Here is a 14,543-nt window from a genome sequence, read left to right as displayed (position 1 = left end):
GTCCCCGAGGGAGTTGTTTTTGTATTCGGATCAGCGCGTTTTTAATTTTTCTAATATTTCGCCTAAGGCTGGGTGAAAAATGTTCTATGGTATAATGGGGCTTACTCTTCGTCAAAGAAAGGAGGGAGTAGCCGATGAGCGATAAATATTTGAATGCTCAATCGCCAACGTCATCCACACTGCAGCTCCCCGCAAACGGAGGGCAGGAGGGGAAAAGGAAACGGCCAGGAGCTTTTCGGAGCTTGTTTCGGGCGATGGTCCCTTCACAGACAGAGGCCAATCGATCCCCGTGGCCGTTCATTTTGACCATCGTGGTCTGGGTAGGGCTCGCTTACGCAGGATACGCCTTTGCTGTCCATACTTTGGACAAGCAGCAACAATATGTGAACGAACGATTCGAACAAGTACAAGAAGAAAACCAGAAGCAAATGGTCGCGCTTGGAGAACAGCTGACACAAGTACAGGATGAGATGAAGACTGTTCAGGACGGCTTGTCAAATCTCGAGGAAGATCTGCAGCTGACTGGCGAAACGATTGGCGGAACGAACAAAACCAAAGAGGCGCTCCAGGATCGGATTGATCAGCTGAACAAGCAGCTCGTCGATCTGAAGGCTTCGTTGAAAAAACTGGAGGACGCAGCACGTGCTTGGTAAAGTAAATAAGTTTTTCGCGTTCTTGCTGGCGCCGGCGCTCGGTTATTTGGTTGCTTTTTCCTGGGCCAATCCGGTGGACAAGCTCCAGATGGAAGCATTGAAACTGCCAGTTGAGCAGTCAAATGAGCAGGCGACAGCCCTGCGCGAAAAGCTGGACGAGACCAAAGACCAAATCAGCCATGCGGAAGAGTTGATCGACGATATTCGTGATCGAACCGAGAAGGAACAGAAGGATCTCGAGAAACAGAATAAGCATATCGACAACCTGCTTGCTGCAAGTAAATCGCAAACCCAAAAGTCTGCAGATGTACTGGATACGATTTTATCGAATATGCTGGGGAATCCGATTGGACAATCTTTCGGCAAAAATTCGACGGTCAAAGTATATTCGCTCGAGGAAGCGGGTTACCGGGGCTATATGGCAAAGGTGCGGCTGAACAATCCCCAAGCCCTGAAAATGGTGCTGGCAAACAACTCCGTAAAAAGCAAAGGGGAAACAACCAGTCATGCAGGAAAGCGGACAGGTGCGATTCTCGCTGTCAACGCGGGGGGCTTCATGGCCGACAAGAGCGGGTACTTGACTCCGCTGGGGATTACCGTTGTGGATGGAAAGATTCGGACGTTCTCGAATAATTCCAATCTAAGCTTTGTCGGGTTTAACAACAAAGGCCATCTCGTCGGAACCAAAATTACGACCCAGCAGCAAATTTCGCAGCAGGGGATTTTGCAAGGGGCGAGCTTCCTGCCGCGGCTCCTTCAGGATGGCAAACGCCTGGCGATTCCTCGCGACTGGGCAAATGCGCGCCAGCCACGTACTCTGATTGGTCACTTTGACAACGGGGATTTGCTGGTCATCGTGATCGACGGTAGAAGAGAAGGCTGGAGCAATGGCGTCACGCTCGAGGAAGCACAAAGAAAGCTGCAGGAGTTCCATGTCGTCGATGCCTACAATCTGGATGGCGGCGGCTCCAGCGCTTTCTATTACAAAGGCAAACTGATGAACAAGCCATCAGGAGGCAAAGAACGCGCTGTGGTCAGCAATCTGGTCATCATGCCGTAAATAGCGCTGTACACACACCCGATTAGGTGAATCCGAGACATGGATACACTTGAATCGGGTGTTTTTTTCAGAAAGGACCATAGACATGTTGACCAATAAAAATGCAGAAAATTATAATATTAATAGAAGAAGAAAAAATTGTCAGGGGGGATCACATGAAGAAGGCGAAGTTGACAGCCCTATCGCTTCTGACGGTGGTAGCGTTTACATTACCGGCCCAGGCAAAAGTGCCAGGTGTGCCTGAAGGGGTAGACGGTGCTACGAAAGGAATTGTAGCCGTATCTCACCCAGCGGCAGCTCAAGTAGGCAAAGACATTTTGGCTCAGGGCGGCAATGCGGTGGACGCAGCGGCGGCGATCCAGCTGGCGTTAAACGTAGCAGAGCCGTACATGTCAGGACTTGGCGGCGGCGGCTTCATGATGATTTACCTCAAAGAGCAAAACAAGGTAACGGTAATTGACAGTCGGGAGGTTGCTCCAGCAAAAGTCAGACCCGACATGTTCCTGCAGGCAGACGGGAAGCCTGTCCCCTTTGAGGAGAGACACACGAACGGACTGGCGGTAGGAATCCCGGGAACGCTGCTCGGGGTGGAAAAAGCATTGGAAAGTTACGGGACGATGGAACTTGCGGATGTGATCGAACCCGCGATCGAACTCGCTTCAGAGGGTGTACCTGTCAACTGGGTGACCGCTGACAGCATCGAGAATTCGCTAGATAAATTGAAAAAGCACGAGACCGCAGCAAAGGTATTTGCGCCGGGTGGAGAGCCGCTAAAAGAGGGGGAACTCCTGGTGCAGCCAGATTTGGCGAAGACGCTCCAGCTGATTCATGACAAAGGTACGAGCGTGTTTTACAAAGGGGAAATTGCCCAGGCACTTGTCAAGGAGGTGGAGGAGACAGGAGGAGTCATGACTGCGCAGGATTTGCAAGCTTATCGCGTCAAGGAAAGAGAGCCGGTTCGCGGCACGTTCCGTGGATACGAGGTCGTCACGATGGGGCCGCCCAGCTCTGGGGGCTTGACGATGCTGCAAATCCTGAAGCTGATGGAAGGCTACGACAATCAAAAGGATGGGTTTGGCTCTGTCCCTTATTTGCATCACTTGATCGAGGCGAATCATCTCGCCTATGCCGACCGCGCAGCATACATGGCTGATGAGGATGTCTATCCCGTTCCCAAGCAGGGGCTGATCGACGAGCGATACATCGAAGAGCGGAGAAAGGCGATTCGCGAGGACAAGGCGAATACGGACGTACAGGCCGGAGACGCTTGGAAGTACGATCCTGGCAAAAAGCCTGTCGTGGCCATGAATCTAAACGATGCCTCTATGGTAAAGCAAACCACTCATTTTTCCGTAATGGATCAGTGGGGCAATCTCGTTTCCTATACGACGACGATCGAGGATGTATTCGGGAGCGGGATCATGGTTCCTGGCTACGGCTTTATGCTGAACAATGAGCTTACCGATTTTGATGCTGTTCCCGGTGGAGTCAATCAGGTCGAGCCCGGTAAGCGCCCTCGGTCAAGCATGACTCCCACCATCGTGCTGAAGGATGGCAAGCCGTTTTTGGCGCTGGGTTCGCCAGGAGGATCGACCATTATCGCTTCCGTTTCCCAAACGCTCTTGAATGTGATCGACCACGGAATGTCCATACAGGATGCGATTTTGGCTCCGCGGATCTTCACAAGCAGCTACCCATCCGTAACCTGGGAGGCAGGCTTGGATCAGGACGTCATTCTCCAGCTGATGGCGATGGGACACGCATTTGAACCACATTCGTCCAACATCGGAAATGTTCAGGCCATCCTGTACGACCTGGAGACGGGAAAAATGTACGGTGGCGCAGATGATACCCGTGAAGGGACTGTCTTAGGTGTGGACGCAGTTGCCTTTAAAACAGCGGAGCAGGAAGCTCCTCAGGAGGAGCCTGCGGGTGCCTTTGTCCTTCAAGTAAACGGCATCGTGTATCCGTACAAAGCAGATCAGAAACGGATGGTGGACGGTGTAGCCTATATCCAGGCGGATAAGCTGCTGCTTGGATTGAATGCAGAGTTCGCTGAATTTAGGCAAAAGGCAGTTGCCATTGATGGAAAAGGATTTTTGCCGGTGAAAAAGGTCGCGGAAGCTTTGGGGTATCAGGTGGAATGGAATGCGGAAGAAAGAACGCTCCATTTGCTGAAACAATAGACTAGGGAGGAATTTGACATGACAAAAGTTCTCGTACTGGGTGGAACACGCTTTTTCGGCAAAAGACTCGTTCAATTGCTTGTGGCAGCAGGAGCTGATGTAACCGTTGCAACTAGAGGGCTTACGGAAGTTGACCTCCCCCCGCAGGTCAAACGTCTGACGCTCGATCGCGATGAGAAGGACCCACTGGCTATAGCAGGCGAGCAGGAATGGGATATCGTTTACGACAACATTTGTTACTCCTCCCAAAACGCCAAGGATGCGTGCGACGTTTTTGCAGGCAAAGTAGGCAAATACGTGCTCACCTCGACCTTATCCGTCTACGATTTTTCCGAGGATTTTCTGAAAGAAGAGGCATTTGATCCCGACAGTTACGAGATCCGGCTGTTACCGCGAGACAAGGTTACCTATCAGGAAGGGAAGCGTCAAGCGGAGGCAGTCTTTTTCCAAGAGGCATCGTTTCCGGTTGCAGCAGTCCGGTTCCCCATCGTTTTGGCGGAGGATGACTACACCAGACGACTCCATTTTCACGTCGAGCACATTTTAGAGGAGCGCCCGATTGGTATCGCAAATCCCGAGGCCGTCATGTGTTTCATCCATGCAGGGGAGGCAGCCCAGTTTTTACAGTGGCTTGGCAGCTCCAGCATGACTGGACCAGTAAATGCTTGCTCACATGGGACGATTCGTCAGCAAAGCTTGATGGAAAATATATCTGATATTGTCGGGAAACCCGTTCAACTTGTAAAAGAAAAGGATGCCGCTGATTATTCGCCGTTCGCCTTTCCAGCTTCCTTCTTTATGGATAATCAAAAGGCGGAGCAGGCTGGCTTTGCCTTCTGGCAGCTAAATGACTGGCTCCCTGATTTGATTCAGACTCTTTCCACAACGATTTTGAAACAAAAAGTGTGACGATCTGCGCTTTTTTTCTGTCTAACTCCGTGGTAAGGTAGAGCAGAACGTATGTGTCTGTACAATCGGGAGGACAGGTCATGAACAGAAATCGCACTACTGGTCTTGCTATCGTCGCAGCATTATCAGCCGCACTTCTAGGTGGGTGTGAAGCACCATCACTTGGTCAATTGTTTTCAGGAGAAAAAACACAAGCTTCTACGGAAGTATCCGGGCAAAAGCCACAGCAAGAAGAAGAAACAAACGTGGTCAAAAAGAAACAGCCTTCTTTGGAAGAGACCATTCAAATGGTGGATGGCGTACCTACGGTGACCAATCCGGCTGAGCTTACAGTGGTGGTAAACAAAAAGCGGGCATTGCCAGCTGACTATATCCCATCTGATCTCGTAGAACCGAATGTCCCATTTCCTTTCGATGAAAAAGTCGAAAAACGTATGATGCGTGCAGAAGCAGCAGGTGCACTGGAAAAGCTGTTTGCCATGGCGAAAGAGCAGGGGATTGAGCTCTACGCGGTTTCGGGCTACCGTTCTTATCGAACACAGAAGTCGCTTTTTGATACGTATGTCCAAACACAGGGAGCAGAGCATGCGGCAGCATACAGTGCTGTTCCAGGAAAAAGCGAGCATCAGACGGGTCTTGCTATGGACGTATCGGGAGCTGACGCTCAGACCAGGCTGGAGGAGTCTTTTGCTTCCACGCCTGAAGGGCAATGGCTTGCAGCGAACTGCGCAAAGGCAGGGTTTATTATCCGCTACGTGCAAGGAAAAGAAGACATTACGGGATATGCATACGAGCCTTGGCACCTGCGCTACGTAGGTACAGATATCGCCGAAGAAATTATGAGCAAGGGCATTACGCTGGAGGATTATTTTCAGCAAGCAGAAACAGCTCAAAAACAGTAGCATCCCCGAATGGGAAAAGGCCGCTCACGAGGAGCGGCCTTTGTCTTTGGTGCGCCCAGCATGGGCGATAGCTCTAGGGTGTAAGTCCCGAACGGGGGTTGGCTGTACCAACCGTTAGCCCAAGGCAAGGGTGTCCACCGCGAGGTGGAATCTGAAGGAAGCCGGCGGCAAAGTCCCGACCTGAGGTACACGAACCCAATTTGAGGCTGTTGTATTCGGGTGAGTCTGCCAAACAAGACGAAGCCCCATACAGCCAAGGAATACAGCAGTAAACTTGGGCAGGTACATGGGATGAAAGTTATCGCTCTTACCTGGGGAGGTCTGCATGAAGTGCCTTCAAATGTTGGTAACCGTCTTCGTAAGGAGACGCTGAACATGCAGAAGTCAGCAGAAGCCATAGTACCCAAGTAAAGGACGCTTGAACGGGGAAGGGCTGAACATTAAGTCAACACATCCGCTAATCACTTTCGTGATAATACTGTGAAGCAGAATTCTGTAAGGAACTACTCTTGGAGAAAATGGGTGAAGCCCTGAGGGTACAAGAGAGGGCTGAGTATTGTCCGGCAAGACTAGAAGGATGCGTGCGGAGGAAGGGTATCGTCATGGAGCTGTTGGAGAAAGTCCTGTCACGAGAAAATCTATTAGTGGCACTCGAAAGAGTGGAAAGAAACAAAGGATCGGCGGGAATCGACGGTGTTTCAACCGAACAACTGCGCGATTATATCCGTGAACACTGGTTGACCACTAAAAAGCAGATTATGAAAGGGACCTACAAACCTTCCCCTGTCCGCAGAGTCGAAATCCCGAAATCTGACGGAGGAGTAAGGTTATTAGGTATTCCTACCGTGATAGATCGCTTTATTCAACAAGCCATCCTCCAAGTTCTTACTCCTATATTTGACCCCCACTTCTCAGAATCCAGTTTCGGATTCCGACCGAACCGTGGTGCGCATGACGCCATGAGACAAGCACAATTTTATATTTCCGAAGGATATCGCTTTGTCGTGGATATGGACTTAGAGAAATTCTTCGACCGGGTTAATCACGATATTTTAATGAGTCGGGTTGCTCGAAAAGTAAAAGATAAAGCTTTGTTGAAACTTGTTCGCGCATATCTACAAGCAGGCATCATGGTCAATGGCATCTGCCTTTCGGCAGTAGAGGGCACACCACAAGGTGGTCCACTTAGTCCGTTATTGGCGAACATCTTGCTCGACGATTTGGATAAAGAACTGGAAAAGAGGGGACATCGCTTTTGTCGATACGCAGACGATAGCAATATCTACGTGAGAACAAAGCGGGCGGGAGAACGGGTAAAAGAAAGTATCCAAAGCTACTTGGAGAAGGTACTTAAGCTTAAAGTAAATGAGCAGAAGAGCGCAGTGGATCGACCTTGGAAGCGTAAGTTCCTCGGTTTCGGTTTCACTAATGCAAAACAAGCAAGGATTCGGCTTCATCCAAAATCACTTCTGAAGTTGAAAGAGAAAATCCGCTTCATCACTAATCCGGTATGGAGCATCTCTATGGATGAAAGGATTCGGAAGCTAAACCAGTACCTCATGGGTTGGATCGGATATTTTGCCCTTGCGGATGCAAAGAAAATCCTTCAATCTATCGACGAATGGATACGACGTAGACTTCGACTTTGCTTGTGGTCTCAGTGGAAGCGAGTACGAACCCGATATCGAGAACTTCGCTCTCTGGGTTTATCGCACGTCCAAGCAATAGAAATTGCAAACACCAGAAAGGGTGCATGGCGTACCACAAAGACTCCTCAAATGCACAAAGCCCTCGGAGTTGCATATTGGCAACAACAAGGGCTGAAAAGCTTATTACAACGATATTCTGTCATTCGTCAAGCTTGATGAACCGCCGTATACCGAACGGTACGTACGGTGGTGTGAGAGGACGGGAGTTAGTCGCTCCCTCCTACTCGATTCGTATTCGATTGGTTAACGAGGAAGGCGAACGTCTGCGAGCGGCCAGTAAACCACTTCAGCTCGTCCTACGACATGATCCAGTTTGACAGGACCGATGACGCGGCTATCCATACTGTTGTTGCGATTGTCTCCCATCACGAACACGCTGCCGTCTGGGATCTTGATCGGGCCAAAGTCTTCTGTCAGTGTAACACCAGCAGCTGAGGCTTTCAGCTTGTTGTTGGTCAAATACTCTTCACTGAGGGGCTGGCCATTCACGTACAGTTGGTCATCCTTTGCTTCCACGGTATCACCCGCGACTGCCACAACGCGCTTGATCCAGTTATCGCCGCTCGCATCCGGGTGAATAATCACAATATCACCTGGCTGAGGGTCTTTCAGATAGTAGACAGCTTTGTTGACGATGACTCGCTCGCGGTCATGCAAGGTACTTTCCATGGAGCGGCCTTGCACCACGTATGGCGCCATGATAAACACGTAAATAAATACGGTCAAACCACCAATCAATAAGAATGATTTTAGCCAATCAAACAATTCCACTTTCCATTTTGTCGCACTATTCGTTTGTTCCATAGATCTGATCTCCTATGTAAGTGGTTTTCGGGTTGATGTGTGCAGATAGCCAATCATGCCCTTTCATTATACATGCTTTACGTTTGAAAGCGGAAGAAGATTCAAGGAAAAGCTTGGAAGGAAAAAGTGCAGGAGGTGCTGTCACGATTTTGCCATTTTCCTGTATTGTCAGATTTTCCTGTTTGAGGTAAGATAATGTTGTAATCAGTTTTACAGTAAAAATATTGTTTTGTAAACAAATTAAGCTGTAAACCATTTAAGTCGTAAACACATTGTTGCGGTTCGCATCCATTCCTATTCAGAAAAAATTTATTTGAAGAGTAGCCCTTGCTCTTCGCTTACTTACACTATATAGTTTTATAGTAAAAGTATCGTTATAAATTTCTGAAAATAGGTGATGATGTGAGCGAAATGTCCCGCGCCAGTAGAATTGAAGAATTGGATCGAGTATTTGTCGAGATGGCTCGCTATTTTCTCAGCCAATGGCTAGAGGAAGAAGAGCAGATCAGCCCCAAGCAATTCATTTTGCTGCGGGTGCTTCATCAACGGGGACGAAGCACGGTATCCGAGCTGGCGAGTATACTTAAGCAGTCCAATAGCGCTACAACGATTGCGCTCAATAGACTGGTGAAGGCCGGTTATGTTGATCGAATCAGGGACGAACAGGACCGACGAGTAGTATGGGTGGCTCTATCAGATACGGCTATGCCTTTGATGGAAAAACTCTTGGCTCGTCGTCGTGTGCTACTAGGTAAGCTGTTGGAAAACCTGAGCGACGAAGAAATAAAACAGTTTACACATTTTCTGGTGAAAATGAAACAGTGTTTGTAGCAAGCCGTCAGGTTAGCGGGTGGGGGACATTTCAGTGGACGATGTTGTGTACGACACCAACGGGGAGTGTACACAAGATGAGAAAGAGCAGCACAGTAATGATGGGTACCATGGTTTTGGGAGCAGCATTGTTCGCACAGGCAGCCTGTGCGCAGGAGCCTGCCGAGGCTCCAGTAGCAGCTACGGCTGCGGTACAAGCTCCAAGCGCTACTCAAGTTCCACAAGGCGGCTGGGAAGTAAGACCGGTTGAAGGTCAATCCGTGATGCCTGTACAAGGTCAAGTCACATCAAGCTCTGCAGGCTGGGTGGCGATGCCGAAAGAGGACGAGTATGTGATCGTAAACGGCTCGCAGGGGAATGGTGTAGGAACGAGCTGGGTCGTTTCCCCTGTAGAAGACGAATACGTTATTCAAGGCAAACAAGCGCCTGTTGACGCACCAGCTGCTGGTTGGGTAGCTGCACCTGCAGAAAACGAATATGTCATCGTAAATCCAGAAGATGGTACAACCATCCCGACAGCTGCTGGCTGGGTAGTAGCTCCTGCCGAGGATCAAAGCATCATTATCAACGCCGATTCTTTCCAAAATACAGGCAGTGGCAGTGGTTGGAGTCTGACTGCACCTGAGTCTGACAACGATAAATAAAGAAAATCGTTTGTGAATCGGACGCTTTGCTTGTTAATCGAGCAAGGCGTCTTTGCGTTGTACACTGCGCCGGGTAATCAGGGAGATTCCGGTACACACTAAGTCGGAATCGAACGATGAGGAGGAGCGGCGAATGGACAAACAACAATCGAGCACCACGAATGCATGGAATCAGAATGAGGCAGCCAATCACGAGAACCAGAATCACGAGGGAATGGCCGAGACGCATGAACAAGTAAGCGATATGTATAAGATGGGCACGATCGAAGACAGAGGAAGTACGAGGTAGTAAAAAAAGAATAGGCCAGCTTGGGTGTGACGAGCTGGCCATCTTTTCTTCCCAGAGGCTTACGTAACAGCTGCTAATAAAATATATTTTATTGACTTATCTGCATTTATCGTTAAAAATACAAGTGGAATCAGAAAATTGGGAAAGGGTGTTTGATTTATGAGAGACCCACGTCTTGAGCAGCTGGCTTATAACCTCGTCAATTATTCTGTTCGTGTACAGCCAGGAGAAAACATTCTCATCAACTCCAAAGGCGAAACACCAGATTTGGTCGCAGCACTCGTGCGGGAAATCTACAAGGCAAAAGGAAATCCATACGTTCAATTGATCAACCCAGCTGTGAGCCGTGAGCTGGCGATGCACTGCAACGAAGAGCAGCTAGCTGTCATGGCTGAACATGAAGTGAAGCTGATGGAAAAAATGGACGGATACATAGGAATTCGCGCGGGCAGCAATATCAACGAAATGGCGGATGTTCCGGGCGACAAGCTGGGCTTGTATTCCCGTTTGTATGAATTGCCGGTTATGAACGTCCGAGTCCCACACACAAAATGGGTAGTTCTTCGCTATCCGAACCCATCGATGGCGCAGCTGGCCAATATGTCGACTGCTGCTTTTGAAGACTTCTACTTCCAGGTGTGCAATCTGGACTACGGAAAAATGGACAAAGCCATGGACAGCTTGGTCGAACTGATGAATCGCACCGATCAAGTGCGTCTGGTAGGACCAGGCACCGATCTGACTTTCTCCATCAAAGATATTCCTGCTGTGAAATGTGCGGGTCTGCGCAACATTCCGGATGGAGAAGTGTACACGGCTCCAGTGAAGGACTCCGTAAACGGTACGATTACACACAATGCGCCAACACCTTATCATGGCTTTGTGTTTGAAAATGTAAAGCTGACTTTTGAAAACGGCAAAATTGTGGAAGCTACGGCGAACGATACCAAGCGGATTAACGAGATTCTCGATACCGACGAAGGAGCACGTTTCATTGGTGAATTTGCTATCGGGGTAAACCCATTTATCCGCAATCCGATGAAAGACATCCTGTTCGACGAGAAAATCGACGGAAGCTTCCACTTCACTCCAGGCCAATGCTACGACGAGGCCTACAACGGCAACAAATCCTCGGTACACTGGGACATGGTATCTATCCAACGCCCCGAGTGGGGGGGAGGAGAAATCTGGTTTGACGGAGTGCTGATCCGGAAAGACGGCATTTTTGTCATTCCTGAACTTGAGTGCTTGAATCCAGAGAATCTAAAGGCGTAAAGATTTCGGCGCAGGGAATCATCGCTGCGTATATTTACGGATACGCTCGTTCGCCAGCTCCAGATCCATATCTACCTGAAAGAGCATGTAGAGATTGCTGGATGTAAGGACGCTCCTTCTGGCGGCATGATACAGGATGGGCTTGCACGCTTTAACGATGGTCATGATTTCTACGGCCGGAGGCACCACCTGTTTAATCCGTAGAACCCCTTGCAGATACCGAAGAAATTTTTGGATGGTCTCCGAATCATCCCGGTTGGGTATGGTATCGATCAAGTCAAAAAATTCTCGAACGATCATGCGTTTCGTCTCCAGAGGTTCAAATATGCTTGTTCGGTTCACGAGTGTCACCTCACGGGGAAAAGTAGAGTACTCTATCTTCTACCTCCAGACGTGCAAAAGTAAACCTATCTGAAAGAAAAAAGTCTCCGTCACATTCGTATGACGGAGACTTTTTTTGAACGTATAAGAATTTATAAGCGTAATGCTTATGAATTCTGGAACGCATGAAAACTTTCCGCTAAAACGTGGTCGCCCCTCCATGAATAAGCCTCGGTAAAGGGTTTCTTAGCGATCAATCCTCAGTACGGTGGACAGCCTTCTCTTCCATAGGAATTCGGATGCGCAGAAGCAGCCAGGCGTTCAGGAGCGAAAAAGTCAGAGCGGTGAAGTAGGCACCGAAGCTGATTGGCAGGCTGACAAGCTCGATCGCGACGACGAGGTAGTTGGGATGCCGGAGATACCGATAAGGTCCACGACGCACAGGAGGCGTGTCGGGCAAAATCAAAATGCGGGTATTCCACCGGCTTCCCAGGCTCCACATGCACCAGTAGCGAAGAACCTGCGCTGCCAAAAAAACAGCAAACGTCATGGGCCACCAGCTGGGAAGCGTAAACGGTGCGGGTGAAAGCTGGACCTCGCAAATGAGACTTGTGATAAAGAGAACATGCAGAGTCACGAGATAGCGGTAATGCTCCGCACCGACTTCATATCCCCCGAGAGAACGAATGATTCGTGCGTTTCTCGCTGCGAAAAAAAGTTCGCACGTACGCTGCAGCACCAAAATAGTCAGAGTGAGCCAGAAAAATAGCATACGTTCACCTCGCTTCCAGCAAGAGCATCTCGGAGCTGAATCCCGGACCAAGGGCAGCCAACAGACCTAGATCCCCTGCCTCCCACGTTTGCTCCATACTTTTTTCCAAGACGAAAAGGACGGTGGGAGAGGACATGTTCCCAAAGTCGGAGAGGACCTCTGCAGACAAACGAGTGGCCTCTGGTGAGATTCCCAGCGAGCGCTGGTAGGCTGTAAGCACCTTGGCACCACCAGGGTGGAAAATAAAATGACGTAGACGATCAACAGAAGTGCCATGAGGCGAGAGAAAGCTGTCCACGTTTTCCTTCATCGTTTGGCGGATGATACTCGGAATGTCTCGGGAAAAAACAACCTTCAAGCCAGGCTCGGTCAGCTCCCAGCCCATCACATCTAGGGTATCAGGCCAAGTAGTCGTCCGCGCGCCACAAAAACGAAGGCGTGGAGAGCCAGAGTCTGCAAGCTGTACCTCATCGCCTTCGACCAGAGCTGCGGCAGCCCCATCTCCAAACAGGCAAGTTGCAACCAGATTGCTTTTGGACATATCTTGCCTGATGAAGGTCAGACCGCACAATTCGACGCTTATGAGCAGCACACGGCGCTGCGGGTAGGCACGGGCGTATTCAAAGGCACGAGAAAGACCCATGGCACCACCTGCGCAGCCTAAGCCCCATAGAGGCACTCTGGTGACATCTGAGCGCAGCCCCAGTCTGTTCACCAAGCGTGAATCGAGACTCGGAGTAGCGATGCCAGTACTGGAGACGAACATCAGGCAGTCGATAGAGGCAGGGGAGAGATTGGCTTTCTCCAAACATTTGTGAGCGGCAATAGTGGCGAGTGATTCGGCATTTTCTACATAGAGCTTGTTTTTCTCGGCAAAATGGCGATCGTCTTCATACCAATCTACAGGCATGCAAAGGTGGCGTTTTTTAATTTGGCTGTTTCCGAAAACCCCAAGAAGCCTGTCGATGTCCGGGAAGGCATCGTGAAAGAAACGGCGAGCCAAATTCATCGAATCTTCCTGTGTGATCTCGTAGGGGGGAACGGCTGTAGCGACGGATTCAATACGGGGCATCGAATGGTTCACTCCCGTCTAATAGTAGGTACCTATCAGTTTCCCCTTTCCAGTTCGTTCCAATTCATACGTTATAGCAGGTATGAATAGAAAAAAACATGGTGGAAAACAAGTGAATAGGGAAATCGCGCGCCAGATCAGAGTTTTCAGCTGTCCCATCAAGAAAAAATGGGTCCAGCAAGCGGGACTTTTTTCTTGAACTACACAAAAAACATAGGTAAAATATTCCTAACAATATGAATTAAGTCCTATGTTTTATTTGGTAAGTAGGTCTTATGCATCATGTAGGTCGTGTTTTTTTGCTGCATGGACCGGAGGGGGATTGTTTTTGGATTTTCGCTGGGTCGGCTTAGGAGTATCCTGTCTGATGATTGGAGTTTGGCTGGTGGCGTTTGGATTGCCTATTGAGGAGAAAAGTATCGTGAGTGTAGCAAGTGCATCTATCGTTCAGCTAGCAATCGGCTATCAAATAGGACGATATATCCAGATGCTGCGGCAAATGGCCTATCATGACTCGTTGACGGGTGTTCTAGTCAATCGGCGATTTGTTACGAGATTGAAACAAGAGATCGATACGGCGAGGCGAGTACATTCCCCAGTAACTTTATTGTTTATTGATTTGGACAATTTTAAAAAATACAATGATCGCTATGGCCACTTGGAAGGCGACAAGCTTTTGTGCAGCTTTGCCTCGATGCTGAAGTCATGTGTACGAAGCGAGGATGCCGTCGGACGTTGGGGAGGAGAGGAGTTTGTCGTGCTTCTTCCTCATACCGATACAAAAAGGGGGATGGCTATCGGGGAGCGCATTCAAAAAGCGGCCCGTGAAGAGCTGGGGGGCGTAACTGTCAGCATCGGTGTAGCGTCATTCCCTTTGCATGCCGCTGATGCCATGCAGCTGACCGAAAAAGCGGACATGTTAATGTATGAGGCGAAGAAACAGAAAGACTGTATGCTGGCCGCAACGAATTAAACTAGATAGCGTATGGCTACACTAACACTCGTACCTGTTTCTTGCGAAGCGAGTGTTTTTCTTTTGAAATGTAAAGGAGATTTACAAAAACTTAATATTTATTTAAAGAAAAAAACACACACTTTCCCTTGTTTTTAAATTTA

At 49.2% G+C, this 14,543-nt stretch carries 15 protein-coding genes; 11 read left to right on the top strand and 4 right to left on the bottom strand.

What is annotated here, in order from left to right; all coding sequences use genetic code 11:
- Positions 1-134 precede the first annotated feature (134 nt).
- From ACLIN2_RS18505 to ltrA, 6 genes are all read left to right on the top strand, one after another.
- A complete protein-coding gene (locus tag ACLIN2_RS18505; RefSeq protein ID WP_411501783.1) occupies positions 135-653 on the top strand; it encodes a hypothetical protein in 519 nt (172 codons plus the stop codon).
- Positions 643-1,713: a phosphodiester glycosidase family protein gene (locus tag ACLIN2_RS18500; RefSeq protein WP_411501782.1), complete on the top strand. Its 1,071-nt coding sequence runs from the start codon at positions 643-645 to the stop codon at positions 1,711-1,713. The genes ACLIN2_RS18505 and ACLIN2_RS18500 overlap by 11 nt, the downstream gene beginning before the upstream one ends.
- A gap of 155 nt (positions 1,714-1,868) precedes the next feature.
- Entirely contained in the window at positions 1,869-3,899 is a 2,031-nt protein-coding gene (gene ggt, locus ACLIN2_RS18495) for a gamma-glutamyltransferase (protein ID WP_411501781.1), read from the top strand.
- Positions 3,900-3,917: 18 nt separating this feature from the next.
- On the top strand, positions 3,918-4,808 hold the full coding sequence (locus tag ACLIN2_RS18490; protein WP_411501780.1) for an NAD-dependent dehydratase: 891 nt from the start codon (positions 3,918-3,920) through the stop codon (positions 4,806-4,808).
- A gap of 80 nt (positions 4,809-4,888) precedes the next feature.
- Positions 4,889-5,710: a M15 family metallopeptidase gene (locus tag ACLIN2_RS18485; protein ID WP_411501779.1), complete on the top strand. Its 822-nt coding sequence runs from the start codon at positions 4,889-4,891 to the stop codon at positions 5,708-5,710.
- 602 nt (positions 5,711-6,312) lie between these two features.
- Complete coding sequence (ltrA, locus tag ACLIN2_RS18480) at positions 6,313-7,575, top strand: group II intron reverse transcriptase/maturase (protein WP_411501590.1); 1,263 nt, start codon at positions 6,313-6,315, stop codon at positions 7,573-7,575.
- An 87-nt stretch (positions 7,576-7,662) separates the two neighbouring features.
- Here ltrA and lepB read toward each other — a convergent pair whose 3' ends face one another.
- Complete coding sequence (gene lepB / locus ACLIN2_RS18475; protein ID WP_122922199.1) at positions 7,663-8,223, bottom strand: signal peptidase I; 561 nt, start codon at positions 8,221-8,223, stop codon at positions 7,663-7,665.
- A gap of 402 nt (positions 8,224-8,625) precedes the next feature.
- On the opposite strand from lepB, the gene ACLIN2_RS18470 reads away from it, so the two are divergent.
- From ACLIN2_RS18470 to ACLIN2_RS18455, 4 genes are all read left to right on the top strand, one after another.
- Entirely contained in the window at positions 8,626-9,054 is a 429-nt protein-coding gene (locus tag ACLIN2_RS18470; RefSeq protein ID WP_092266578.1) for a MarR family winged helix-turn-helix transcriptional regulator, read from the top strand.
- A gap of 77 nt (positions 9,055-9,131) precedes the next feature.
- Positions 9,132-9,698, top strand: a complete 567-nt coding sequence (locus ACLIN2_RS18465; RefSeq protein ID WP_328211211.1) for a hypothetical protein — start codon at positions 9,132-9,134, stop codon at positions 9,696-9,698.
- A 133-nt stretch (positions 9,699-9,831) separates the two neighbouring features.
- On the top strand, positions 9,832-9,987 hold the full coding sequence (locus ACLIN2_RS18460) for a DUF4025 domain-containing protein (protein ID WP_411501778.1): 156 nt from the start codon (positions 9,832-9,834) through the stop codon (positions 9,985-9,987).
- A 159-nt stretch (positions 9,988-10,146) separates the two neighbouring features.
- Complete coding sequence (locus tag ACLIN2_RS18455) at positions 10,147-11,262, top strand: aminopeptidase (protein WP_122922203.1); 1,116 nt, start codon at positions 10,147-10,149, stop codon at positions 11,260-11,262.
- 18 nt (positions 11,263-11,280) lie between these two features.
- On the opposite strand, the gene ACLIN2_RS18450 is transcribed toward ACLIN2_RS18455, so the two are convergent.
- From ACLIN2_RS18450 to ACLIN2_RS18440, 3 genes are all read right to left on the bottom strand, one after another.
- A complete protein-coding gene (locus ACLIN2_RS18450; RefSeq protein ID WP_246070789.1) occupies positions 11,281-11,562 on the bottom strand; it encodes a hypothetical protein in 282 nt (93 codons plus the stop codon).
- Positions 11,563-11,836: 274 nt separating this feature from the next.
- Positions 11,837-12,355, bottom strand: a complete 519-nt coding sequence (locus ACLIN2_RS18445) for an isoprenylcysteine carboxyl methyltransferase family protein (protein ID WP_092266581.1) — start codon at positions 12,353-12,355, stop codon at positions 11,837-11,839.
- Positions 12,356-12,359: 4 nt separating this feature from the next.
- Positions 12,360-13,427, bottom strand: a complete 1,068-nt coding sequence (locus tag ACLIN2_RS18440) for a type III polyketide synthase (protein WP_411501777.1) — start codon at positions 13,425-13,427, stop codon at positions 12,360-12,362.
- 328 nt (positions 13,428-13,755) lie between these two features.
- Between ACLIN2_RS18440 and ACLIN2_RS18435 the strand changes: the two genes are divergently transcribed.
- A complete protein-coding gene (locus ACLIN2_RS18435) occupies positions 13,756-14,400 on the top strand; it encodes a GGDEF domain-containing protein (RefSeq protein ID WP_411501776.1) in 645 nt (214 codons plus the stop codon).
- Positions 14,401-14,543 lie beyond the last annotated feature (143 nt).

Source organism: Brevibacillus centrosporus (assembly GCF_046622605.1).
In the GTDB taxonomy this organism is placed as follows: Bacteria; Bacillota; Bacilli; order Brevibacillales; family Brevibacillaceae; genus Brevibacillus; species Brevibacillus centrosporus.
The sequence above is the reverse complement of the archived record's forward strand: the minus strand, read 5'-3'. Positions and strand labels throughout refer to the sequence as shown.